This window comes from Pseudomonas sp. KH_050 (assembly GCF_057838875.1).
Genome location: NZ_CM174478.1, coordinates 3,870,389 through 3,895,080 on the forward strand (window position 1 = coordinate 3,870,389; position 24,692 = coordinate 3,895,080).

Below are 24,692 nucleotides of genomic sequence, written 5' to 3' on the forward strand. Positions count from 1 at the left end.
GCGATTGAGGCCGCAACCGTGGCGTCCGCCTAAAAATCGCAGCCTTCGGCAGCGCCTACGGGACCGAGTTCGATTTGAGCGATGTGTGCAAACCAATGCCCGTTAGAGGCAACCCACAAAAAAGTGAGGCCGACACCGTGATCAAAACCCTGAACCACCTCCCGCATCCCCATGAGGACGCGGCCGCCCTTGCCGGCCATTTCACCGACCTGGCGCCGCCGCTCAACGCCCGCCAGGCCGATCTGGAAGCCTCGCGCTGCCTGTATTGCTACGACGCGCCCTGCGTCAATGCCTGCCCGAGCGAGATCGACATCCCGTCGTTCATCCGCAATATCCATCAGGAAAACGTTCAGGGCGCCGCGCAGAAAATCCTCTCGGCGAACATCCTAGGCGGCAGTTGCGCCCGGGTCTGTCCGACCGAGATCCTCTGCCAGCAAGCCTGCGTGCGTAACAACGCCCAGGAATGCGCACCGGTGCTGATCGGCCTGTTGCAACGCTACGCGGTGGACAACGCACAATTTCGCGAACATCCATTCCAGCGCGCAGCGCCGACCGGCAAACGCATTGCGGTGGTCGGCGCCGGTCCGGCTGGGTTGTCCTGCGCTCATCGTTCGGCCATGCACGGACATGATGTAGTGATTTTCGAAGCCCGCGAGAAAGCCGGCGGTCTCAACGAATACGGGATCGCCAAATACAAACTGGTGGACGACTTCGCTCAGCGTGAGCTGGAGTTCCTGCTCGGTATCGGCGGGATCGAGGTCCGTCACGGGCAGAAGCTTGGCGACAACCTCAGCCTTACAGAACTGCATCAGCAGTTCGATTCGGTGTTCCTCGGTCTCGGTCTGGCCGCCAGCAAACAACTCGGTCTCGCCCATGAAGACGCGCCCGGCATGCTCGCCGCCACCGACTACATCCGTGAACTGCGCCAGGCCGATGACCTGAGTCAACTGCCACTGGCCGATCGCTGCATCGTCCTCGGTGCCGGCAACACCGCAATCGACATGGCGGTGCAAATGGCCCGCCTCGGTGCGCGCGACGTGAACCTGGTGTACCGCCGGGGTCTGGAGGACATGGGCGCCACCGAACACGAACAGGACATCGCCAAGGCCAATCAGGTCCGTCTGCTGACCTGGGCCCAACCCGAAGAAGTGCTGCTGGATGAACAGGGGCAGGTCCGCGGCATGCGCTTTGCCCGCACGCGAATGGTCGACGGTCGTTTGCAGGCCACTGGCGAAACCTTCGAGCTGGCAGCCGACGGGATCTTCAAAGCCATCGGCCAGGCCTTCGACGGCGCAGCGCTGAGCGACCCGCTGGCCCGTGAACTGAAGCGCCAGGGCGAGCGCATTCTGGTGGACGAACAGCTGCGTACCAGCATCCCCGGCGTGTATGCCGGTGGTGACTGCACCAGCCTCGGCCAGGACCTCACCGTCCAGGCCGTGCAGCACGGCAAGCTGGCCGCCGAAGCCATCAATGCCCAACTCAAGCTCAATGTGGAGGCTGCGTAAATGGCCGATCTCTCGATTGTCTTCGCCGGTATCAAAGCCCCCAATCCGTTCTGGCTGGCCTCCGCGCCACCCACCGACAAAGCCTATAACGTGGTCCGCGCCTTCGAGGCCGGCTGGGGTGGCGTGGTCTGGAAAACCCTCGGCGAGGACCCGGCGGCGGTCAACGTCTCGTCGCGTTACTCCGCGCACTTCGGCGCCAACCGTGAAGTCATGGGTTTCAACAACATCGAGCTGATCACCGACCGCTCGCTGGAGATCAATCTGCGGGAAATCACCCAGGTCAAAAAGGACTGGCCGGACCGCGCGCTGATCGTGTCCTTGATGGTGCCCTGCGTCGAAGAATCCTGGAAAGCCATCCTGCCGCTGGTGGAAGCCACCGGTGCCGACGGCATCGAGCTGAACTTCGGCTGCCCCCACGGCATGCCCGAGCGCGGCATGGGCGCGGCGGTCGGTCAGGTACCGGAATACGTCGAGCAAGTGACCCGCTGGTGCAAGACTTACTGCTCGCTGCCGGTGATCGTCAAACTGACGCCGAACATCACCGACATCCGCCTGGCGGCCCGCGCGGCTCATCGGGGTGGCGCCGATGCGGTGTCGCTGATCAACACCATCAACTCCATCACCAGCATCGACCTGGAGCGCATGGTCGCCCGTCCGATGGTCGGCAGCCAAAGCACCCACGGTGGCTACTGTGGCTCGGCGGTCAAACCGATTGCGCTGAACATGGTCGCGGAAATCGCCCGCGACCCACAAACCCGTGGCCTGCCTATTTGCGGGATTGGCGGCATCGGCAGCTGGCGCGATGCGGCAGAATTCATCGCCCTGGGCAGCGGCGCGGTGCAAGTATGCACGGCGGCGATGCTGCATGGCTTTCGCATTGTCGAGGAGATGAAGGACGGTCTGTCACGCTGGATGGACAGTCAGGGCTACGCCAGCCTGGACCAATTCTCGGGGCTGGCGGTGGGCAATACCACGGACTGGAAGTACCTGGACATCAACTACCAGGTCATCGCCAAAATCGACCAGGCTGCCTGTATCGGTTGCGGCCGCTGCCACATCGCCTGCGAAGACACCGCTCACCAGGCCATCGCCAGCCTCAAGCAGCCTGACGGCACGCATAAATACCAAGTGATCGACGATGAGTGCGTGGGCTGCAACCTGTGCCAGATCACCTGCCCGGTCCAGGATTGCATCGAGATGGTGCCCATCGACACCGGCAAGCCATTCCTGGACTGGAATCATGATCCGAGGAATCCGTATAGCGTGGAAGTTTAATCAGGAACTCAGCTGAAATCGGGGTGTACCTGACAAGATCGCAGGCTGCGCCAGCTCCTATGGATCCATTCGCAATATTGCAGGTGTACGCGCTCGGCGTAGGAGCTGGCGCAGCCTGCGATCTTTTCAGGCCACCCCTCAAGGCTCCAACCCGATCCCCCGAAGAATCACACTGGTCACCGTCTGCACCGCTCGCTCGAACTGCATGTCCGACAGTGGCTGGTGATCATTGAGGATCATCACCTGGTGATCAAAGTCGGCGTAGTGCTGGGTCGAGGCCCAGATCATGTACAGCAGGCTCGAGGGCTCCACCGCGAGGATGCGCTTGTCTTCCACCCACTGACGGATCTTTGCTTCCTTCATTTTCGCCCAGTCGTACAGGCTGGCATCCAGCGCCTCGCCCAGGGTCGGTGCACCGTGGATGATTTCATTGGCCCAGACTTTCGAGCCATAAGGCCGGCTGCGGGAATGGTTCATCTTGGCGCGGATATAGCTGCTGAGCACCACCCGCGGATCATCGAACATCTCGAAGCACAGCGCGTCCTGCTTCCACACTTCCAGCAGATCGAACAACACCGCGCTGTACAACTCGCTTTTGGTGCTGAAGTAGTAATGCAGGTTGGAGCGCGGCAGTTGCACTTCTTTGGCAATATCGGCCATCGCGGTACTGCCATAGCCCTTCTCGGCGAAGATTTTTTCCGCCGCCAGCAGAATTTTCTCGACGTTACTGCGACGAATCTCGATCTTGTGATTGCCCATGAGGGCTCCCTGGCTACAGCGTTGATCAAGACTAGCATCCGCTCTAGCTCGGGGCGACAGCCGAAAACGAAACTTCGTACGCTAGACTTCGCACAAAGCCCAAGAGGTATTCCACTCCTCTCGCGCTTCATGTTCTATTAACGTCCCCGTTGTACTCATTGAAGGTACCCAACGATGCTCCTCAAAAAAAACCTGACCCGCGCAGTCCTGCTGAGCTCGCTGTTCGCTGCGTCTTCGGTGTTCGCCCATGCTCATCTGGAAAGTGCCACGCCGGCCGCCGAGAGCACTGCTGTTGCGCCCATGGACCTGCGGCTGGTGTTCTCCGAAGGGGTTGAAGCGACCTTCAGCAAAGTCAGCCTGAGCAAGGATGGCGCTGATGTGCCGGTCAAAAGCATCGCCACCGAAGCCGCCGACAAAAAGACCCTGATCGTGACCCCGGCAGCGCCGCTGGCAGCCGGTGACTACAAGGTCGAGTGGCAGGCGGTATCGGTCGACACCCACAAAAGCCAAGGCCATTACCGCTTCAAGGTTGGCCAATAATTCATGTCGAATACGCTGGTGCTGTGTCGTTTCCTGCATTTCGCCGTGGTGTTGATGCTGTTTGGCGCCTGTGTCTTCAGGCCCTTGCTGTTGGGCCGCGCGCCGCTGACCGATACGCTCGCGACTCTGGATCGACGCCTCGCCGGCGTGACCAGGCTGCTCGCCTTGCTGGCCCTGGCCAGCGGGCTCTGCTGGTTACTGCTGATCACCGCCAGCATGGCCGGGTCATGGCCGGCGGCGCTTGACCTGCCGACCGTGCAGCTAGTCCTGAGCAAGACCTTTTTCGGACAGGTCTGGCGCTGGCACCTGTTGCTCAATCTGTTGCTGGTCGTGTGCCTGATGACTCGACTGCAAAGCTCATTGCCGTTACGCCTTATCCTGACGAGCCTGCTACTGGCCACACTGGCGCCAGTCGGCCACGGCGCCATGCTCGACGGTCTCGACGGCCAGTTGTTGATCCTCAATCAGCTGATTCACCTGGCCTGCGTCGGTGCCTGGCTCGGCGGGTTGCTGTTGCTGGTGTTGATCCTGCTACAACCGGCTGGCCATCCAATCGATGGGATACTGCGACGTTTCAGCGGTATCGGCTATGGGCTGGTGGCCGGTTTGCTGGTCAGCGGATTGATCAATATCCGGGTACTCACCGGGGTCTTTTGGCCGACGCCGTTGTGGTCCGGTTTTGCGCTGATCCTGCTGATCAAGGTCGCACTCGTCGGCGGCATGCTGGTGCTGGCGCTGTTCAATCGGCAGTGGCTGAAAGACGCTGAGCAACGCCTGTCGACGTTGCGCACCAGTGTGATCATTGAATGGCTGCTGGGCGTGACCGCGGTGGCGGCGGTTTCGTTGCTGGGGACATTGCCACCGATGGGTAGCGTAGGAGCTGCCGCAGGCTGCGATCCTGGCGATCATGCATGCGCCAAAAATCTCTCGGCGTTCAACCATCAAACCTGCGGATGATTGAGTTAGACGCGAAGATCAAAAGATCGCAGCCTGCGGCAGCTCCTACAGGGATTTTCATACACCTGTGATGCCAAGGATGAATACGGTCGGCGTAGGAGCTGCCGCAGGCTGCGATCCTGGCGATTTCGCGTGCGCCAGAAATCTCTCGGCGTTCAACCATCAAACCTGCGGATGATTGAGTTAGACGCGAAGATCAAAAGATCGCAGCCTGCGGCAGCTCCTACAGGGGTTTTCATACACCTGTGATGCCAAGGATGAATACGGTCGGCGTAGGAGCTGCCGCAGGCTGCGATCCTGGCGATTTCGCGTGCGCCAGAAATCTCTCGGCGTTCAACCATCAAACCTGCGGATGATTGAGTTAGACGCGAAGATCAAAAGATCGCAGCCTGCGGCAGCTCCTACAGGGATTTTCATACACCTGTGATGCCAAGGATGAATACGGTCGGCGTAGGAGCTGCCGCAGGCTGCGATCCTGGCGATTTCGCATGCACCAGAAATCTCTCGGCGTTCAACCATCAAACTTGCGGATGATTGAGTTAGACGCGAAGATCAAAAGATCGCAGCCTGCGGCAGCTCCTACAGGGGTTTTCATACACCTGTGATGCCAAGGATGAATACGGTCGGCGTAGGAGCTGCCGCAGGCTGCGATCCTGGCGATCATGCATGCGCCAAAAATCTCTCGGCGTTCCATCAAACCTGCGGATGATTGAGTTAGACGCGAAGATCAAAAGATCGCAGCCTGCGGCACCTCCTACAGGGATTTTCATACACCTGTGATGCCAGGATGAATACGGTCGGCGTAGGAGCTGCCGCAGGCTGCGATCCTGGCGATTTCGCATGCACCAGAAATCTCTCGGCGTTCAACCATCAAACCTGCGGATGATTGAGTTAGACGCGAAGATCAAAAGATCGCAGCCTGCGGCAGCTCCTACAGGGATTTTCATACACCTGTGATGCCAAGGGTGAATACGGTCGGCGTAGGAGCTGCCGCAGGCTGCGATCCTGGCGATTTCGCGTGCACCAGAAATCTCTCGGCGTTCAACCATCAAACCTGCGGATGATTGAGTTAGACGCGAAGATCAAAAGATCGCAGCCTGCGGCAGCTCCTACAGGGATTTTCATACACCTGTGATGCCAAGGGTGAATACGGTCGGCGTAGGAGCTGCCGCAGGCTGCGATCCTGGCGATCATGCATGCGCCAAAAATCTCTCGGCGTTCCATCAAACCTGCGGATGATTGAGTTAGACGCGAAGATCAAAAGATCGCAGCCTGCGGCAGCTCCTACAGGGATTTTCATACACCTGTGATGCCAAGGATGAATACGGTCGGCGTAGATACCGTCTTAACCCTCACCGGGCAAGCGCAAGTTTCGGGTCAAATGGTTGGCCCGATTTGATCACTCCAAAGATGATGTGCAGCAGCTTGCGCATCGCTGCACAGATGATCTGCTTGGGGGCCTTGCCGTTGGCTTTCAATCGCTCTTTGAGCGCGATAATCGCTTCGTTATGCTGCATCGCCACCAGACCTGGCATGTAGAGCCCGGTGCGGAGTCGCGCTGATCCGATTTTCGAGATAAAGGTGCGGCCCTTAAGCTGGCCAGACTCTTCCAGCTTTGGATTTAAGCCCGCCGCCGCCACCATTTGTCGAGGATTCGAATACTTTCGCAGGTCGCCCAGCTCGGCAAAAAGCATCTGCGCCGATTTGTCGGCAATGCCATCAATGGTCACCACCAAGTCGCGCATTTGGCGCATGTCCGGGTCGTCATCAATGTGTTTCTTCAGCGCCTTTTTGGTTTCGGCAATCTCTTTCTGGATGTGGTTGATGACGGAATTGATCGAAACCTTGACGCTGTCGTCGGACACGTCCAGACGATTACGTTCCATTTGCAGCATTTCCTGAAGGTCGTTCAGGCGACGAACCATGGCCTTCACCTGTCGATACTTCAGTGGCTCCGGCGCCCACAGCGTTAGCTTTTCATGCTTTTCCTTGGCGAAATCGGCGATTAGCTTGGCGTCGGTCTTGTCTGTTTTGACCCGTTGCAAATCACTCCTGGCATGGGCTTTGGTCTGCGCAGGATTGACGACACAGACCCGATAGCCCTTGTTGTACAAGAACTCGGCCAGCGCTTCGTGGTAGATGCCGGTGGCTTCCATCACGATTAAGGCTGAAGGCTCGACGTGCTTCTGCAGCCAGGCGTGGAACTCCTCGAACCCCTTGATTGCATTGGGCAATTTTGCTTTGGTTTTATGTTTGCCGTTAGGCAGGTATTTGGCGATGTCAAAGGTGTGTTTAGCGGCGTCGACGCCAACATAATCGGACATGATCGTCTCCCAATTGAATCAATTGTGATCATCACTGCACTCTGTCCAACCTTGCGAATGCGGGCTCTCGCCAGAGACGGGCCCAAGATACCGTTCGAACTATATGAGTGAGTGTGGAGGGTTGGAGCACGATCTACGTCGCAGGCTCTAGGCCTAAGGAGCTGCACGGCTTCCAAATCCCTCCCTCGATGATCAGTCGAGAACTATCGCTCCTGGCGGAGCGATAGTCGAGATACAAGGAGCTGCCGCAGGCTGCGATCCTGGCGATTTCGCGTGCGCCAGAAATCTCTCGGCGTTCAACCATCAAGCCTGCGGATGACGGGGACCAAGCTCAAGGCGCTTGCGGTACTCCGACGGTGTCTCGGCCATTTCATGGCGAAAGTGTCGATTGAAGTTCGACAGGTTGGCGTACCCCACCTCGAAACAGATGTCCGAAATCGACAACCGGCTTTGCAGCAACAGGCGACAGGCACGCTGGACTCGCAGTTTGCGGGTCAGGTCGACAAAGGTATGCCCGGTGGTGCGTTTGAAGAACCGTGAAAAGGCCGGTTCGCTCATCTCCAGCTGGCGGGCGATCACCGACATGCGCAGCTCTTCGTGCAGATCCTTGAGGATGTAATCGAAGACCTGCGCCATGCGCTCGGAGGTCAGGCTGTCGAGCATCGGCGCGTACTGCTGACTGGCCAGGGTCCGGCTCTCCCCTGAGCCCGCCTCGTTGAGGGTTTGCAGCAGCGAGACAAACAGCGCAAGGCGCTTCAGACCGCGACTGCGGCCAATCTCTTCGAGCAGCTCGGCGGCCTGACGCCGAGTCGCGCCGCTGAACTCGATGCCCTGCCGCGCACGACTGAACAAGCCTTGCAACTCGTCCAGTTCCGGCAGGGTTTCGCGCAGTTTCAACAAGCTTTCGCCATCGAACTGCAACACCACATCGCGCCCGATAATCTGCTCGCCGGGCGCCAGGTCACTGATCCAGTCATGGGGCAGTCCCGGCCCGATCAACGCCAGGTGCCCGGGGCCGAAGTGGCCGATGTAGTCCCCGGCGAACAACCGGCCACTGCCGTGGCGAATCAAATGGATCTCGAACTGCGGATGATGATTCCAGCGCGCCAACGGGTACGGGTAGTCATGCTCGTACCAGCGAAAACTGTGCTGTGGCTCGGTAAAGATCACTTCAAGCTCGGAGAGCTTTTCCGTTGTTTTCTTGCTGTTCATCACCCAGGGGTTCCGTTCTGTCAGGTCAACTCAGGGTCGGGTCGAAGCTGATTTGCAGCTTTACATCCCCCGGCAAGGCACTGGCTGCCCGCTCGAACGCTTCGACGCCGCGGGCAAAGGGAAAGGTCGCCGAGACCAGCGGTTTCAGATCGACCTTGCCGCTGGCGATCAGGTTCACCGCCCGTTGGTAGACATTGGCATAACGGAACACCGTTTCGATACGGATTTCCTTGGCCTGGGCGGCCACCACGTCAAATGCCACCGGTTCGACCGGCATGCCCACCAGCACCAGCGCACCGCCAGGGCAGACACTGGCCAGGGCGTCGTCATAGGCGCGCGGGCTGCCGCTGGCTTCGAACACCACGTCGGCGCCCCAGTTGTCGGTCAACTCGGCGACCCTGGCCGGCAATGCGGTTTCGCGGACGTTGATCGCAATAATGCCATCGTAACTCCGGGCAATCGCCAGTTTTTCTTCCATAAGATCGGACACCAACACCTGACTGGCGCCGGCCGCGAGCGCCGCCAGGGCAGTCATGATGCCAATGGTGCCGGCACCGATCACCACCGCCACGTCGCCGGGTTTGATCCGCGCTTTCACCGCCGCCTGCATGCCGATGGCAAAGGGTTCGACCAGTGCGCCTTCGGCAAAACTGACGTGGGCCGGCAGTTTGTAGGCAAACGCTGCCGGATGAATCACTTCCGGCGTCAGGCAACCGTGCACCGGCGGCGTCGCCCAGAACACCACTGCAGGGTCGATGTTGTAGAGACCCAGGCGCGAGGCTTTCGAGGTCGGCTCGGGAATCCCCGGTTCCATACATACCCGGTCCCCGACCACCAGATGCCGTACCCGGCTACCGACCTCGACCACGGTTCCCGCCGCTTCATGCCCGAGCACCAGCGGCTGATCGACCACGAACGGACCGATCTTGCCGTGGGTAAAGTAATGCACATCGCTGCCGCAGATACCGACAGTGTGGACACGAATCCGCACATCGTCCGGGCCCATGACCAGCGGCAGCTCGACATCGCGGATCGTCAGGGTATGTTGTTTTTCCAGAACCAGGGCTTGCATGGTGAACCTCGCTTGTCGGAAGGCCGGTTCGATACCGACTCCCGCAGGTGGAAAACACCTGAACAGGTTCGGCTGGCCGTAACGCCAGAATCCCATTGGCGCGCAAAGGCAGCTAGCGCGGTGGTTTCGCCGCAGCGATGGTTTTTTGCAAGTGCGTGGGGATTGGTGTTGTGATGGTTGGCAGGAGATGCGAGTTACTCACCCTGTGGCGAGGGAACTTGCTCCCGCCGGCCGGTCCGCGCTCGGGCGAAGCAGTCGTAAAATCTGCGGACGAGGTCTACCTGAAGAACCGCAGTTGCAGGTTTTAGGGACGCTTCGCGCCCCAGCGGGAGCAAGTTACCTCGCCACAAAACTTCATCAGCACTTGAGCGGATCCTTCAGACGCACACGCCGGAACAGTTCCGGGGCGAAGTGTGGGATCCCGGTGAAATCCAGTGCCTCGCCTTCGCTGAAGGTGTCGCCGATCTGGGTGGTGCCGTGACTGTGCGAATCTATGATGACGCCAAACAACCTTAATATTGCTCAAGCGTCGCGCAAAGAAAACGAAAAAACCTTACAAAAAAAGAGAACTGCCTGAAAGAATTTTCCGAAAAATCAAACAAAAAATATCAGTTCTTGAAATTTCAAACCTCAAAAAATATACATACACCTACACAACACCAATCTCAAAATCACACGCTGTCTTCTCAAAGCCGGGGCATTATGAAAAACGCAATATCACCTACAAGAAGTGAAAACTTTTCCGAATGGTATCAACAAGTCATCAGCCAGTCTGAACTGGCTGAAAATTCTCCCGTTAGAGGTTGCATGGTCATCCGCCCTTGGGGCTATGGTATATGGGAACAGATTCAACGAGAGCTTGATCAAAAATTCAAGGATACAGGCCATGTGAACGCATATTTCCCACTTTTGATCCCATTATCCTTTCTTCAAAAAGAAGCAGAACATGTCGATGGTTTTGCCAAGGAGTGCGCAGTTGTAACCCATCACCGTCTGAAACAGACCGCAGATGGAAAACTCACTCCCGCTGGTGAACTGGAAGAGCCTTTGATCATCAGGCCTACCAGCGAAACGGTGATCGGTGCCTCCTTTTCACGATGGGTGCAAAGTTATCGGGATCTGCCGCTACTCATCAACCAGTGGGCCAACGTCCTGCGCTGGGAAATGCGTCCAAGAATCTTCCTGCGCACCTCAGAGTTCCTGTGGCAGGAAGGCCACACCGTTCACGGCTCCAGTGAAGAGGCCTTGGACGAGACGCTGAAGATGTTGGATATCTATGAGCGGTTTACTGTCGAGCACCTGGCCATACCAGTAATCAAGGGTGAAAAGTGCTCATGGGAACGTTTCCCGGGCGCTGTCAGCACCTACACCATCGAGGCAATGATGCAGGACGGTAAGGCCTTGCAAGCGGGCACCTCACATTTCCTGGGACAAAATTTTGCCCAGGCATCAGACATCCGCTTTGTTAACAAGGAAGGGGTAAAAGAACTGGCCTGGACCACTTCGTGGGGCGTTTCCACGCGTTTGATTGGTGCAATGATCATGGCCCATGGCGATGACGATGGCCTGGTGATCCCACCGCGGGTGGCACCGACGCAGGTCATCATTGTTCCGATCGTACGCAGTGAACAGGATGCCGAAGCCATCCATGCTTATTGCGACAAGTTGCAAAAGCAGATCTCCCGAAAAAAACTGAAGGGACAAAACCTGCGTGTAAACGTTGATAAGCGGGACATGAATGGCGGCGAAAAAAAGTGGTATCACATCAAGCGCGGCGTGCCTGTTCGGGTCGAGGTCGGGATAAAGGAACTGGAACAGAACATGGTCACCTATTCCTGCAGAGACCACAGTAAGAAAATCTTGAATATGGACATCAATACTTTTGTAAAGGACGTGTCAAAAATACTGAAATCTATCCAGACAGGCATGCTTAAAAGTGCCAGAAAGAAACTTTTCGATAACACAGAGACCGTCACCACGCTCGAAGACTTTAAGCAAATATTCAAGCGTAAAGACAAAATCAATAGATTCGTTCTCGCGCCTTTCATTAATGACGAGAAAATTGAGAAAACCATCAGCGAACTGGGTGTAACGGTTCGCTGTATTCCACTGGTTCAACCCAAGGCTGCAGCCTCCTGTTTGTTTACGGGTCAGCCCACCAGACTCTGGGCACTCTATGCAAAGTCATATTGATCCCTGATCACCAACAGCCCCATTTGCCAGGGGCTGTTTTGCTTCCGGTCGGATTAACTTGCCCCCTTCTACATAGAAAATCACACCGCCGACCATCAGCAACACCAACAAGTACAATAAAAAATACAGCGGATTGAAATCGGCAAGAATGAAACCACAGACCACCGGAGTCGAAGCAGCGCCCAGGTACGTGAAGTTTTGCGAACTGTAATACGCCCCAGCCATGTGCGCCGGTGCGATACGGGTGATGTAGAAAAATTCCAGTGGCTGAATGATTATTTCTCCCACCGTAAAGATGGCAGTGAACAAGCCCCATAAATAGAGGTTGCTGGAGAAAGCAAACCCCATCAGCCCGATCAGGAACGCCAGAATGCAGCCACAGATCCAGTATCTGAATCGTTCAGCAGCCACCCTGCGACCGATCTGGTATTGCAACAGGATCGAAGTCAGTGCATTGGTGACAAACACCACATTGATGATCTCGTACATTTGCGCGGTGGAATGGGTCGTGATCAGATACTGGCCCACGTACATGTGAAACTGCCCGAACACTCCGGCCAGCAAGACGCTGGCTACCGTGAACTTCAGTAGATTGCGATCCTTGGCCATGATTGCCAGCGAACCGAACCACCCTTCGCCTTCGACGTTTTGCTGATCGACCACCCTCGGCAATGCAAACGGATTGACGGCAACCAGAATAAAGATCAACGCCGATGCGCTGCAGAACAGCAATGGCGAAACACCTTGGCGATTCAGCCACAGCCCGATCAGCGGCCCCAATGCATACGCGGTGTTGGTGAAGGTGTATTTGAGCGACAGCACCGACGCGGTTTCCTGCGGAGGAAACAATCGGGCGATGCACATGCGCACGGCTGTCTCCAGTGACAGGTAAGCCAGATTGAGCAGCAGGCACAGGATGAAAACCAGGGCCAGCGAGTTGAACATAAACAGGCTCAAGTACACCGCTGACTGGATGACGGATGAGGTCAGCATCAAGGCTTTGAGACTCAACCTGTCCAGTGCCGAGCCGAACACCAAGCTGGACACTGAGCTCAGGAGAATAAACCCGCCGACAAACAGCCCGATCTGATCCACCGAAAGGTCGAAGCGCTCCTTCAGAAAAATCAGAAAGTAGGAAAGAAAAGCGGCCCGTGCCAACGTCGGGAAAAACGACAGCGGCACTACCAGTGCCGATCCGCTGAACAACCGACTCAGGCCCATTCGGTTAAATACGCCCATAGACCACACGCGTTTTATAGTTGAGTGAAACAAAGCCGTTTTGCTGGTACTCCTGATGCAAGGCGTTCAGGGCGTTGCTGGCCGTACGATATTCGAGTGTTCCTGGCTGCGCCGCATAGGAACAGGACAGGGTTCTTTCAAGCAGAGCCGACTCGCTCAGTTGCTGACTATTGTGGAACGTGCGTTCCTCGTAGGGACCGGAAAAAAACTGCCGGACCCGGCTTTCCAGGGCTTCGTCGATTTGCAACGTCTCGGCATAACGTTCGAAGGCATCGTTCAGCAATTGTTCGTAAGCACGGTGAAACTTATCGCAGTCGGGGCTGCGAATATTCCAGATGAGGAACACCGGATTGTCGGTCGCCAGCACTCGTCTGAATTCAGACTGGGCGCTGGCTGGTTCAAACCAGTGAAAGGACTGGCCGCATACCAGTGCCGCCACCGAGTGCGGCGCCGCCCCCAGTTGCTCGGCCGTTCCAAAGCGATAACTGGCGTTTGGCTGTTCGGTGTGTGCCTTGGCCTTGGCCAGCATGTGTGCGTCAGGTTCGATTCCGATCATCGGCATGCCGGTAGCCGCCAATTGTCGAGTAAGTATTCCGGTTCCCGAACCGACATCCAGTACCGGTAAGCCCTGCGATAAATCGAGTTGACGTTGTATGAACAGGACAGCCTCTTGCGGGTAGGACGGTCTCGCACTGTCATACATCTCGGATTTATTGGTATAGGCAGTAGAGAGGGGATGGGCCATATCAAAGCTCCTTAGAGGGGTATTCAAGCCTGGTGTAGTCATCCAGCAAGCGGGAAAACAGGGCGATGAAATCCCTGGCGTGAGCGAAGGCTGGCATGGGACTTTCAATGCGATGAAGGTCGTCAACGATGATCGAAAAGATGATCCTTACTACGCCGCCATGGGCCAGGTAAGCGACGTTGTTGTAGTTGCGATAGCCGATGCCGTGTTTGTCGCCTACCTGGTCCACATCGGTCAGCCAGCTCCTGATTGCAGTGGTGTCTTGCTGCGCGCGCATGCTGTTCAGGCCGAACTCGCACAACTCCCGGCGGATAAAAGCCCCGCCGGCAGGCAAGCGATTGTTTGCGCCTTCCACCAATATCGACAGGGCCGTTACCAAGTCCGACGCCGTAGTGGTATTGACTGCGCTCAACGAGTGATTGGCAGTCAACGCCTGACTCGGCACCGCCGATAAATGCCAAGTCCCGGTCAACCCAAGTACAGTCGACAACGCATTCAAGCGTTCAAGACCAAGCAGATCCACAAGATAGAAGGTGGCGACGTTGTCGCTTAAACCCATCATCAACTTGAGCAGTTCCGCCACGGTGAATACCCGGGGGCTGTCCAGCAACCAGAGACCACCACAGGTTTGAACCCCTGCTCTTTCGTTATCCACAACGACGCTGTCGCTCAGCGCCAACTCTCCACGCTCAATCAGCAGCAGCACTGCCATCAGGATGTACAGCTTGCGGGTACTTGAGGCGGGAACACGGGCGTGCTCATTGAACGCATGACGGGTGCCGCGCACCACATCGTGTATGCACCAGCGGTAGGAACAGGCTGGTTCATACTGTGCCCGTTCTTTCATCCGCTGCCCGATGACATGCAGTGGCCAACCACGGCTACCCAACCAATTCAGCACCTCAGGTTCATCCATCATTCAATGCAAACTCCTGCAGTTTTTCCCCTACCAGTTTGGCGACCGATATCGTTTGGGAACGAATAAAAAAATGATCCCCGTCGATGACTGATACCTGACACCCACGGGAGGTATGACGGGTCCAGCCTGGATAGTCCTTGAAGAGGTTGGTGACCTTGTCCTGGCTGCCCAGCAACAGGTCGATAGGCGCCATGACGGGCGTAACGATGCTTTTCGAAAGATCGATAGCCAGCTGAAAGTCGGCCTTGATCATCGGCAGCGCCGCCTTCATCAGTGCGGGATTGGCTATCAGTTCCGGCGGAGTTCCCCCCAGGCTTGCCAGTACCTGCAACAAGGTTGAATCGCTCAGATCCTGCTCGCGGATACGCATGGCCTCGGCGAACCGTTCGGGGGCCAGGCATCCGCTGACGATCAACCGGGCGGCTTTAAGCCCGCGCGTTTGTTCCAGCACCCACTGGAACTCGAACGCGATGCGCCCGCCCAGACTGTGGCCGAAGAGCGCATAGGGGGGTACGCACCATCGAGCGTAGTGGGCCAGCAAATAGTCGATCAGTCCGTCGCGGGTGACCAATGCCGGTGCATCCTGTGCCCCACCCCGTCCTGGAATGTCGACCGGAATCACCCTGACATGCGGCAACACACGACGCCAGCGTGCATAGAATCCGGCGCTGCCACCCGCGTACGAAAAGCACAGCAGCGTCAGCGGCTCAGTACTCATCGGTTGTCCTCGCCAGGCTAAGCAGATGCTCCAGGTGCTGCACCATGCGATGCCCCCAGTCTTCAACTTCGGCGGTCGAGAAGCGCTGGGTGTGGAACCAGAAGTTAAAGCGCAAATCATCGCCGTTGATTTCGACCACCAGATGCAGACCCGGTACTCGCCGCATGTCTTCGACGTTGGCCCCCGACAGCAACCCCTCCGATACCGGACCAAGGATCTCCACTCCTTCGATCCGAACCTTGCCCGGGGCCTCAGCGGTGTGGCGATAGTTGAGGAAGTTGATGCCTACGTCCGAAAAGTAGGTGTCGTGCGCCATTCCGGAAAACGCCGACACTTCACCGATCAACATGGACGGGTGCATGAGTGGATAACCCTGAATGGCCTCCAGCGTGCGTGCAACCATTGAGATGCCGCTCAACCAGTCGTGATGCACAGTGATCGGTACCGGCAGTGGAGATGTGAACGGACCGATCACATTGTTGAATTCACTCAAACCACGCCCGCTGTTGATCGCACTGATAATCAACTGATCGCAACCGATGACGTCGGCCATAGTCTTGGCATAAACATACAAGATTGCATTGAACACGCTGAACCCGTGGTGCTCGGCCAGCTCGCTCAAAATACGGTTCGCACCGGCGACTTCGACGCTGTACCGGGACGACGAACAAGCGGCAATAGATGTGAAACCCGGATGCGCGGACAAAACGGTAGGGCCTTCAAAGGCGTTGTACAGTCCCTTAAAGAAGCCGGCATCGATGGCCCACTGCTGGTTCAGATACTGCTGTTGGCGTCGCGCATAGTCGGCATAGCCAATGTCGTGATCTATACGATTCAGCGGCTGATGCTCGGCGAGGTGATGCAGACACTCGCCAAACCGGTCAAACAACAGGGTCAGGGATTTGCCATCGAACTCCAGATGTTGAACCCCTATCAACGCGATGAAGAATGGCTCCCCAACATTGATAAAGTGAATCGCCCAAGTCACATTATCCTCTGGTTTGGGCAACGCCTGCGCCATGGCCTGCACACGGGCCGCGATCTGCTGTGTTTTGTCCGCAGCCGTTTGTGAAGACAAATCCGTAAACAGCGCCCCAAAGTCCTGGAGGACCTCAGCGGTGGTTCTGACTGTTGGCTGTCCTTGCGGGAAAAACGTTCGCAACAACCGATGCTCATCCACCACCTGAAACAACGCATTCCGGCAGTGCTCGGCGTCGAAGCGACAGTAAATCAAATAGGGAATTACGCGCAGACCATAGTCCTTGCCAATAAGCGAAATCCACCGCATCTGTTGTAATGAAACCGCTGTGTCCTGCACATCCATATCAACAGAGCCGTTGCGCTCGCTATGGGCTGCACGCCATGCCGGCTGACTGACGTGGGACACAAGGACGGCATGCAGCTCACTTAACGCCTGCATGGAGTTAAGGTGTTTGACGGTCCACTGCAGGTCAAACTGCGTGACGAGTGCATTCTTCAGTTGCACCAGCGCCAATGAGTCAAAGCCCAGGGCCTTGAAGCCAAACTCTTTGATCTTGTCGTAGCGTCCACGACTCGACGCCTCCAGACCGACCAGCGAATCAATCGTTGCTACGAGCCAGGTCTCGAGCACGCTACCCACCTGAGTTTCATCGGCACACTCGAGAAGGCGAGCCGAAACGCTGGCCGGCCGGGTCCTGTCTTTATTGCTGTCATCAGTCACCAGCTGCTCAAGGAATCGTGCACACACCCGAGATCTGTCGCCCAAGACCTTGGCGTCAATGTTCATGAACCCAGCGATACGGGATGGACCGGACAGTAACTGACGGATAACAAGCAAGCCCTGTTCACTGCTGTGGCTGTTCAAGCCACTGGCTTTGAGCACCTGCATTCGCTGGTGGTTATCGCGCAGTTTTCCGGCATCGCCCCACACCCCCCAATTGACCGTCAGTACCCTGGACGCCCGGGGAAACAATGCCTCATGGGCGGCGTCGAGAAAGGCGCTGGCCGCACCATAGGTCGACTGTCCGCCATTACCCAGAATCGAAGTGGCCGAAGAGAAATTGAAAACACATTCGATCGCCCGTCCCTGGTCACATAGCAGTTGGTAAAGAGTCAGGACACTCGTGCATTTAGCCTCGAACGAACGCTGCAGATCCGCAACCTGAACCTCGCTGGATAACTGGTCATGGAGATCGACGGCCAGATTGAAAATGGTCACCTTGCCAATCGCTGCACATTGCAGCCAATTCGCACACTCGTCGCGCCCTTGATCGGACGAAAGGTCGAGCCCCAGATACCGGACGCTCGGGTAACGTATCATCAGGGCTTGCATCGCTTCACCAGGCAGTGCCGAGCGTCCGATAACATGAATGCACCGGATCTGATCAGCGCAAAGGCTTTCGATCAACTGCCTGCCGATGCCGCCAGCACCGCCGATCAGAAGGTAACTGTGATCGGCAGGGAAGCTGAAGCGGGCGTCATGGCTGTCCATTGTCCTTTCCAGCCGGGGCACGAAGGCTTGCGCCTGTCTGACCGTGATGACGAGCTCGTCGGTTAACGGCAACAACTCGATCGGGCTGGCATCCTCGATGTCTGTGGGAGATTGCTCTCTGATGAAATTGAGAACGGTCACCTTCCAGTCAGGCTCTTCGATCAACACCGAGCGAAGCATGCCCACGACGCTGTTTGCCACCGGGTTGAGGCTCAGGCCCTCATCGCGGATGGCCGCCGTGGCAAACAACAGACAAAATTGTGGAGGTCGGTCATAACCGTCAGGCACGGAGCGCAACAGGTTCAAGACTCGCGCACAGGTACTGACTGCCGTGGATACGTCATTGTTCGGCAACTGCCGCAGGTCGAGATACACCCTGTCTACGCCGTCAACATACTCCATCCACATCCCGTCAAAATCCTGCGCTGCGATGACATCCAAGGCTTCGCGCGATGACGCGTCAATGCCCATGAAGCGATTCAACGCAACACAGTGAAACTGGCCGAAGGTGTTTTCCAGATAGCGGGTTTCAGCCTCGTTGACTGCCTCGTTCGGCGCGAGAAACAAAACCTTTTGTCCGGCAGTCGAGTGGCTGTCCATCCGTTCCACCGTCAACGACTGCCAGACCGTTTGATAGGTGTGTTCGGCTAGGGCGTGAGCCGGCTCAGACGTTTCAATCCAGCAGCGAACGCGCTGGAAAGGATAAGTCGGCAAACCCGCCAGTATCGGCGCCCGCTCTTGCGTGGCCGGCACGTGAACATCGGCGCCGGCCTGGAACAACTCACCCAGCACCGTCAGATACTGTCGATGATCCATCTGCCCTCCCCTCGCCATGGGCAGCACGCTCGAGCCATCTCCGGCCTCGCTGAGCACCAGACCTGACAGCATGGCTTTCGGCCCGATCTCGACCAGGTGAGTGCAACCCAGGTCAAGTGCAACGGCAACGCTCGCTCGGAAACTCACGGTTTCACGCAACTGACGACGCCAATAATGCGAGGTCGCCACTTCATCGCCGGCCAGTGTTGCCGTTACAGTGGAAATGAAAGGACGAACAGGTGGGCTCAGTTCGACGCTGTCCAGATAGGCTTCAAAGCGGTCCAGTAACGGGTCTAACAAAGAGGAGTGCCCGGGACGTGAAATCTTCAATCGCGTTGCGCTCACCCCGGCAGCGTCCGCGTTTTTCAGGAGCAGCTCAACCGCTTCTAGCGTTCCGGATACCGCCGTGTTATTTACCGCGTTCAAAGCGGCAATCGACAGCCCACCTGGCGTTCTTTCGATCAATCTCGACGCGCACTCGTGATCGCCCCCAAGGACTACCATGGCCCCGATGTCTCCCAGCGAATCCAGCAATCGGCTGCGCTGCACAAGCATCCGGAAACCCTGCTCGGCAGTGAACACACCCGCGACGCAGGCTGCCGCGTACTCACCCAGGCTGTGCCCGAATAGTGCCACGGGGCCGATGCCACTACTCAGGAACAGGCGCGACATCGCCACTTGCAGAGCAAATGTCATGGGCTGCGAGCGAGCAATATCCTCCTCGATTTTCCCGTTGATCAGGGGATCGAATAACAGATTTGCGGCAGAGGCACCGAAGACGTCTTGGCAAACCGGGTCGAACGCATCCAGCTCGGCTTTGAACAGCGCTTCATGGGTATAGAGCTCTCGCCCCATGTCCCGATGTTCGCCGCCTTGACCGGAAAACATCAGACCAACCCGTGGCGCGGTCGCCGCCGGCGGCCAAGCGTCGAAGGTCAACCCCGCCAGTGCGTCGATGGCTTCCCTACGATGGCTGGCGATGACGTACGTGCGCTGCTCGAACAATGATCTGGAATGAAGAAGATTGGCGACAAACAGGGGGAAACTGTCGTCCGTTTGAGCCTCGAGAAACTGCCGGTAACCGGTGCACAGCTGCTGCAGGCCGTCGCGCTCTCTGGCCGAGACGGGAATCAGGCACAACCGCTCATGGTCGAGTGATGAACTGGCAACCTTCGGTGCCGGCGCCGTCTCGACAATCAAGTGCGAGTTATTGCCACCCAGGCCGAAACTGCTGACCCCGACAATGACATGAGGCGTCGTGATGACCACTTGTTGCCGGTTGACGGTAAAGGGGGTTTCCTCAATGTACAGCTGCGGGTTGTACTGTTCAAAGTTGAGGGTCGGGGGAATCACCTTGTGTCGAGCGATCAGGACTGCCTTGATCAGACCGGCCATCCCGGCCGCCCATCCCAGGTGCCCGATATTGCCTTTGACACTCCCCAGGAAACAGGTGTGGTCACGGTCGGCAAAGACATTGGCCAGGGCCTTGATTTCGATGGGGTCGCCAATGGAAGTCGCAGTGCCATGGGCCTCGACGTAGCTGACCTGCGCGGGACCGACACCGGCGATATCGAGTGCCTCGCGAATGACCCGAGCCTGCCCGGCCACAGAAGGCGCCGACATACCCGCTCGATGAGCACCATCGTTGTTGGTGGCGACCGAGCGAATCACCGCATGGATCTGATCACCGTCGGCCAAAGCATCAACGAGCCTTTTCAGTCCAACTACCGCTGCACCCGAACCGAACACTGTCCCGCTGGCCTTGGCATCGAACGGACGACAATGCCCATCGGCGCTAAAAGGCATGCCGGGCTCGAAATAGTAGGGGATCGATTGCGGAACAGAGACCGCTGCGGCACCGACCAGTGCCGCATCGCACTCCCTCAGCAATAGCGCCTGAATGGCGGCCTGAATACCGAACATCGACGTCGCACAGGCGGCCTGAACGTTTACCGCAGGACCGCAACAGTTGAGCTTGTAAGCGATGCGACTGGCGAGGAACTCTTTGTCCGTGGCCATGAATTGCGCCAGAGCCTCGGAGGAATGATACAAGCCGCAAGCGTTGTCGCGGGCACGCAGGCCGTGAACATTGTTAATGAAATAGGAACTGGGGCCGGCACCGCAGAATACGCCAACAGCACCGGTCTGCGCGTGCAACGATGCATCCTCCAGCACCTCCCACGCGCATTCGAGCAAGACCCTGTGCTGGGGATCCAGCAACTGGGCCTCCTTGTAGCTGAACCCGAAAAAACCGTAATCGAAGTCTTCGATACCCGGAAGCTCGGCGCGAGCCAAAATTTGCCCGTCCGCGCCGGTCTCGACATAAATGCTTTCAACACCGTTCAACAGGTTTTGCCAGTATTGGTGGATCGATGTTGCCCCCGGAAAACGGCAAGACATACCGACAATCGCAATGCCACTTTCATCCGACGGTCCTTGATACTCCTCATGATCGCGCATGTCAGCCTCCCTTTCTTTCCTGAAATCTTTGAATGGTGGCCGATCTCTGTTTTCGGCTGCTGGTGGGTACAACCGCCGGCGCAACCTGTTGCGTCGTATCCAGCGAGCACTGGTAACAGGCACACAACAATCTGGGCGTCGGGTACTCGAACAGATCAGTCTGGCGGAAGTCATGGGCCAGCACGTAACGTAGTTCGGCCAACAGGGAAATCAGAGTGATCGAGTTCGCACCGACGTCCATGAAGTTATCGGTGGCACCGAGCCGGTCCAGACCAAAACAGGACGCCGCCAGCTCACACACCGTCGTTTCAAGCTCACCATGCGGCTCAACGTAGCTCGTTGAAATGTGCGATCGCAGCCCACCGACTTGAGGCAGCTTTTGCAGATCGACCTTGCCGTTTTGCGTCAAAGGAATGGCCGAAATCTTTTTGTAGAAGGACGGCAGCATGTAATCTGGCAGTCTTGCCGCCAGATGCGTATGCAGGCTCATACTGAGATCTTGATCACGTTCCAGCGCCGTGAAGTACAGGACCAGCGTCGTAGTCCGGCCGAACTGTCGGGCCACGACGAGGCAATCGTCGACCAGCTCGGAATCAGCGACGACGATCTCGATTTCTTTCAGCTCGACCCGGTAGCCACGAACCTTGTACTGCCGGTCACGCCGGCCCTTGTACTCGAACAACGCCTGTTCATTCAGGACACAGATGTCGCCGGTGTTGTACATCCGCTCGTCTGTCTGGGGATGCGTCACGAACTTCTCCGCCGTTTGCGCGGACATACCGTAGTAACCCAGCGCCAGCGAGCGGCCGGCGATATAGAGCAGTCCGGTGTTGCCCGGTAGGACTGGCTGCAACTGGTCATCGAGCAGGTAAGCGGTGCTGGCCTGGGTGACTTGGCCGATGGGAGGCAAATCCGGCCAGTCTTCTGGCTCGCCACCGAGCCGATGCTCCATCACCACATGCGTTTCGGCCGGACCATAGTGATTGATCAGTAGGCACTGAGGATGAGCCTTGAACCATTGCCTGACGACAGGGCTGATTTTCAACTGCTCACCGGCGCAGATCACTTCCTGCAGATCAGCCAACACTTTCGAGTCGTGAAGATTGAACGTGACGAAAGGGATCAGCATTGAGGTCGGCAGAAACAGGCGCGTGACGGCCGCAGAAACCATCTCTCGAGTCAGCTCGTGCAGATCTTTCTTTTGCTCGTCCGTGATGACCAGCAGACGATCCCCATGGCACAACGCGCTGTAGATCTCCTGAAATGAGACATCAAAACCCTGGGCCGCGTACAACAACGTGGTGCCAGCCTGACCTGGCGCTTTCACCATCCAGTCGATCAGGGTGCTCAGCGATCGATACGGCACCATGACCGGTTTGGGCTGCCCGGTAGTCCCGGAAGTAAAAACCACGTAAGCCGGCACTTCATCCAATATCTCGGGCGTAATCTCGACACTGCCAGTACCTACCGACGGCGCGGTGAGCTCATCAATACGCAGCGAGCGCGTCCGCTTGTCTAGCATCACCGTCAACTCGACGTTTTCCTGCTCATTCAGCAGACATAACGACAAGTCGATGGAAGTGATCATTTGCTGTAATCGCTCAACCGGGTAACTCCTGTCCAGTGGTACGACTGTTCGCCCCAATAAGTGAATAGCCAGTATCGAGACGATGTAATCGATACTTTTCTCCATCAACACACCGATCATCGAGCCCGAATTTGTCAAAGCGACAACCTCGGCCAAGCGCTGCGCCTGATCATATAACTCGCCGTATGAAAGCTTCGACGACACATCAACAATGGCTGGAACTTCGGGGAGCGCAAGAGCGAGATCGACAAATTTTTGAATAAACAACATTCGTTCAACCCTCCCGATGACTACCGATTCGAATGGCAAAGTTACCCAAAAGCTCCTTATTCTCGAACATGATTTGATGGGCTTCCGGCAAATATTCAAAATCAAAAACTCTAGTCAAACAAGGCTTTACCAGCCCCTGACAAACCAACTTATTGAATGATCTGCATTGAACCAGATTGGCAAAGTGAGAGCCCTGAAATCTTTTTTGTCGCATCCACTGATAGCGAATATCGAAGGTGCCCTTGTACCCACTGGTTCCGGCACAAATAACCACCATTCCACCGGGCGCGCACACAAAGGAGGATGTCGGAAATGTATCTTCGCCAGGATGTTCAATGACAATACTGGGGTTTTTCTTATCTCCTACCAAACGCCAGATTTCATGCTGAAAACGCCTGGCTTCACTCAGCCATTGGGCATATCCAACCGGATTTTCTATATCTTCGAGTACGCCCCAATGTTCATACTCCTGACGATTGATCGTGCCTTTGGCTCCAATCTGACGACAGTAATCCGCTTTTTCGTCGCTGCTCACTACGGCAATGGGGATGGCTCCAGCGGCGTTTACCAATTGAATAGCCATCGAGCCCATTCCGCCGCTGCCCCCCATATAAGGACCACATCGCCCGGCTTAACCGTATGCGGGGCAAAGCCATGCAGCATGCGGTAGGCCGTCGCCCCGCAGAGCATGTAGGACGCCGCCTGCTCCCAACTCAAGTGCGCGGGCTTGGGCAGAATCGCCTGCCGCTTGACCCGTGTATACTCCGCGAAAGCTCCAAAGTTGATTTCGTAACCCCAGATTTTTGCCGACTTATCCATGATCTCATCGGCCACTGCATCGCAATCCCACCAACCACAGTGCAGCACCACTTCATCACCGATAGCGATGTCGTGCACATCCTTGCCTACCGCAACGACGATTCCGGAAGCATCGGATCCGGCAATATGAAAGTCATGTTTCTCACCGCAGGACCTTTGAAGATCAATGACATCAACTGGATATCCTCGTGCAGCCCAAACGCCATTGTGATTGACACCAGCAGCCATGACCTTGACTAAGCACTCATCGGATTGAAAGCAAGGCACGGGTACCGACTCAAGAGCAAATGCGCTCAAAGGTTGGCCATACCTTTCAGATCTAATAGTTTGCGCCAACATCATCTCAGGAACATTGAGACTTGTAAGATCAAGCATCACGCCTACCTTTTTCATATCTTGAGCATCCTTGGATTTTTGGTTATTTAATTAGAAATCCTTCCTCTACACACCTCACTACCAGCCACCGCCAACAGCAGGTCAATCATTCAAAAAACACAACGAAGTAGACCGACAGATCAATCAATGACGGATCGCCGGAAAACCGAAACTGGTACATTTAAAAAATTCACGCAAAGAAAACACCTGAATTTCAGAGATTACTTACAACCAGCGAAATACTATTCCCAACTCGACTTCAGAAATCTCTCGAAATAGCGTAACCATTTTCCTACAGCAAGATTCGGTATTAACCGAAATATTTCGAACAAAACATTTCTTCTTGTTATGAAAAGTACACAATTCAGAGAAAAAAAACTTCCCAAGGCAAATCTCCTGAGACTCAGAATTTTTGAGTCAAAAAAAACCGCAG

Annotated in this window: 17 protein-coding genes and 1 pseudogene; 5 read left to right on the forward strand and 13 right to left on the reverse strand. The window is 56.5% G+C overall.

The window, feature by feature from the left end; translation table 11 throughout:
* Window positions 1-137: 137 nt before the first annotated feature.
* Window positions 138-1,505, forward strand: coding sequence for an NAD(P)-dependent oxidoreductase (locus AC3IUA_RS17510; protein ID WP_489355756.1), 1,368 nt, complete (start codon window positions 138-140; stop codon window positions 1,503-1,505).
* A complete protein-coding gene (preA, locus tag AC3IUA_RS17515) occupies window positions 1,506-2,780 on the forward strand; it encodes an NAD-dependent dihydropyrimidine dehydrogenase subunit PreA (RefSeq protein WP_489355758.1) in 1,275 nt (424 codons plus the stop codon).
* A gap of 138 nt (window positions 2,781-2,918) precedes the next feature.
* On the opposite strand, the gene AC3IUA_RS17520 is transcribed toward preA, so the two are convergent.
* Window positions 2,919-3,539: a TetR/AcrR family transcriptional regulator gene (locus tag AC3IUA_RS17520; RefSeq protein ID WP_489355760.1), complete on the reverse strand. Its 621-nt coding sequence runs from the start codon at window positions 3,537-3,539 to the stop codon at window positions 2,919-2,921.
* A gap of 174 nt (window positions 3,540-3,713) precedes the next feature.
* Here AC3IUA_RS17520 and copC point away from each other — a divergent pair, with 174 nt between their 5' ends.
* Window positions 3,714-4,079, forward strand: a complete 366-nt coding sequence (gene copC, locus AC3IUA_RS17525; RefSeq protein ID WP_489355762.1) for a copper homeostasis periplasmic binding protein CopC — start codon at window positions 3,714-3,716, stop codon at window positions 4,077-4,079.
* Between the two features lie 3 nt (window positions 4,080-4,082).
* The gene (copD, locus tag AC3IUA_RS17530; RefSeq protein WP_489355764.1) at window positions 4,083-5,036 is read left to right on the forward strand and encodes a copper homeostasis membrane protein CopD; all 954 of its coding nucleotides are present in this window, start codon (window positions 4,083-4,085) and stop codon (window positions 5,034-5,036) included.
* 1,352 nt (window positions 5,037-6,388) lie between these two features.
* Here the strand turns inward: copD and AC3IUA_RS17535 are convergent.
* The 4 genes and pseudogenes from AC3IUA_RS17535 to AC3IUA_RS17550 all read right to left on the reverse strand — a co-directional run.
* On the reverse strand, window positions 6,389-7,360 hold the full coding sequence (locus AC3IUA_RS17535) for an IS110 family RNA-guided transposase (RefSeq protein ID WP_489355766.1): 972 nt from the start codon (window positions 7,358-7,360) through the stop codon (window positions 6,389-6,391).
* A 303-nt stretch (window positions 7,361-7,663) separates the two neighbouring features.
* Window positions 7,664-8,572, reverse strand: a complete 909-nt coding sequence (locus AC3IUA_RS17540) for a helix-turn-helix domain-containing protein (RefSeq protein ID WP_489355768.1) — start codon at window positions 8,570-8,572, stop codon at window positions 7,664-7,666.
* A gap of 25 nt (window positions 8,573-8,597) precedes the next feature.
* Window positions 8,598-9,644 (reverse strand): NAD(P)-dependent alcohol dehydrogenase, encoded by a 1,047-nt coding sequence (locus AC3IUA_RS17545; protein ID WP_489355770.1) that lies wholly within the window; start codon window positions 9,642-9,644, stop codon window positions 8,598-8,600.
* Window positions 9,645-10,007: 363 nt separating this feature from the next.
* Window positions 10,008-10,148, reverse strand: a pseudogene (locus tag AC3IUA_RS17550) (hypothetical protein); the annotation flags it as partial.
* Window positions 10,149-10,346: 198 nt separating this feature from the next.
* Here AC3IUA_RS17550 and proS point away from each other — a divergent pair.
* Window positions 10,347-11,837 carry a proline--tRNA ligase gene (proS, locus tag AC3IUA_RS17555; protein ID WP_489355772.1) on the forward strand — a complete coding sequence of 497 codons (1,491 nt, stop codon included), beginning with the start codon at window positions 10,347-10,349 and terminating at the stop codon, window positions 11,835-11,837.
* Here the strand turns inward: proS and AC3IUA_RS17560 are convergent.
* The 8 genes from AC3IUA_RS17560 to AC3IUA_RS17595 are packed head-to-tail and all read right to left on the reverse strand — an operon-like array spanning window position 11,829 to window position 24,277.
* Entirely contained in the window at window positions 11,829-13,076 is a 1,248-nt protein-coding gene (locus tag AC3IUA_RS17560; protein ID WP_489355774.1) for an MFS transporter, read from the reverse strand. The two genes, proS and AC3IUA_RS17560, sit on opposite strands and share 9 nt — an antisense overlap.
* Window positions 13,063-13,821 (reverse strand): class I SAM-dependent methyltransferase, encoded by a 759-nt coding sequence (locus AC3IUA_RS17565; RefSeq protein ID WP_489355776.1) that lies wholly within the window; start codon window positions 13,819-13,821, stop codon window positions 13,063-13,065. The genes AC3IUA_RS17560 and AC3IUA_RS17565 overlap by 14 nt, the downstream gene beginning before the upstream one ends.
* A 1-nt stretch (window position 13,822) precedes the next feature.
* On the reverse strand, window positions 13,823-14,740 hold the full coding sequence (locus AC3IUA_RS17570; protein ID WP_489355778.1) for a serine hydrolase: 918 nt from the start codon (window positions 14,738-14,740) through the stop codon (window positions 13,823-13,825).
* Window positions 14,730-15,458: a thioesterase II family protein gene (locus AC3IUA_RS17575; RefSeq protein ID WP_489355780.1), complete on the reverse strand. Its 729-nt coding sequence runs from the start codon at window positions 15,456-15,458 to the stop codon at window positions 14,730-14,732. The genes AC3IUA_RS17570 and AC3IUA_RS17575 overlap by 11 nt, the downstream gene beginning before the upstream one ends.
* Complete coding sequence (locus AC3IUA_RS17580; protein WP_489355782.1) at window positions 15,448-21,207, reverse strand: beta-ketoacyl synthase N-terminal-like domain-containing protein; 5,760 nt, start codon at window positions 21,205-21,207, stop codon at window positions 15,448-15,450. Before AC3IUA_RS17580 ends, AC3IUA_RS17575 begins: the two co-directional genes overlap by 11 nt.
* Before the next feature lies 1 nt (window position 21,208).
* On the reverse strand, window positions 21,209-23,065 hold the full coding sequence (locus tag AC3IUA_RS17585; RefSeq protein WP_489355784.1) for a non-ribosomal peptide synthetase: 1,857 nt from the start codon (window positions 23,063-23,065) through the stop codon (window positions 21,209-21,211).
* 4 nt (window positions 23,066-23,069) lie between these two features.
* A complete protein-coding gene (locus tag AC3IUA_RS17590) occupies window positions 23,070-23,648 on the reverse strand; it encodes a zinc-binding dehydrogenase (RefSeq protein WP_489355786.1) in 579 nt (192 codons plus the stop codon).
* Window positions 23,630-24,277 (reverse strand): alcohol dehydrogenase catalytic domain-containing protein, encoded by a 648-nt coding sequence (locus AC3IUA_RS17595; RefSeq protein WP_489355787.1) that lies wholly within the window; start codon window positions 24,275-24,277, stop codon window positions 23,630-23,632. The genes AC3IUA_RS17590 and AC3IUA_RS17595 overlap by 19 nt, the downstream gene beginning before the upstream one ends.
* Between the last annotated feature and the right edge of the window lie 415 nt (window positions 24,278-24,692).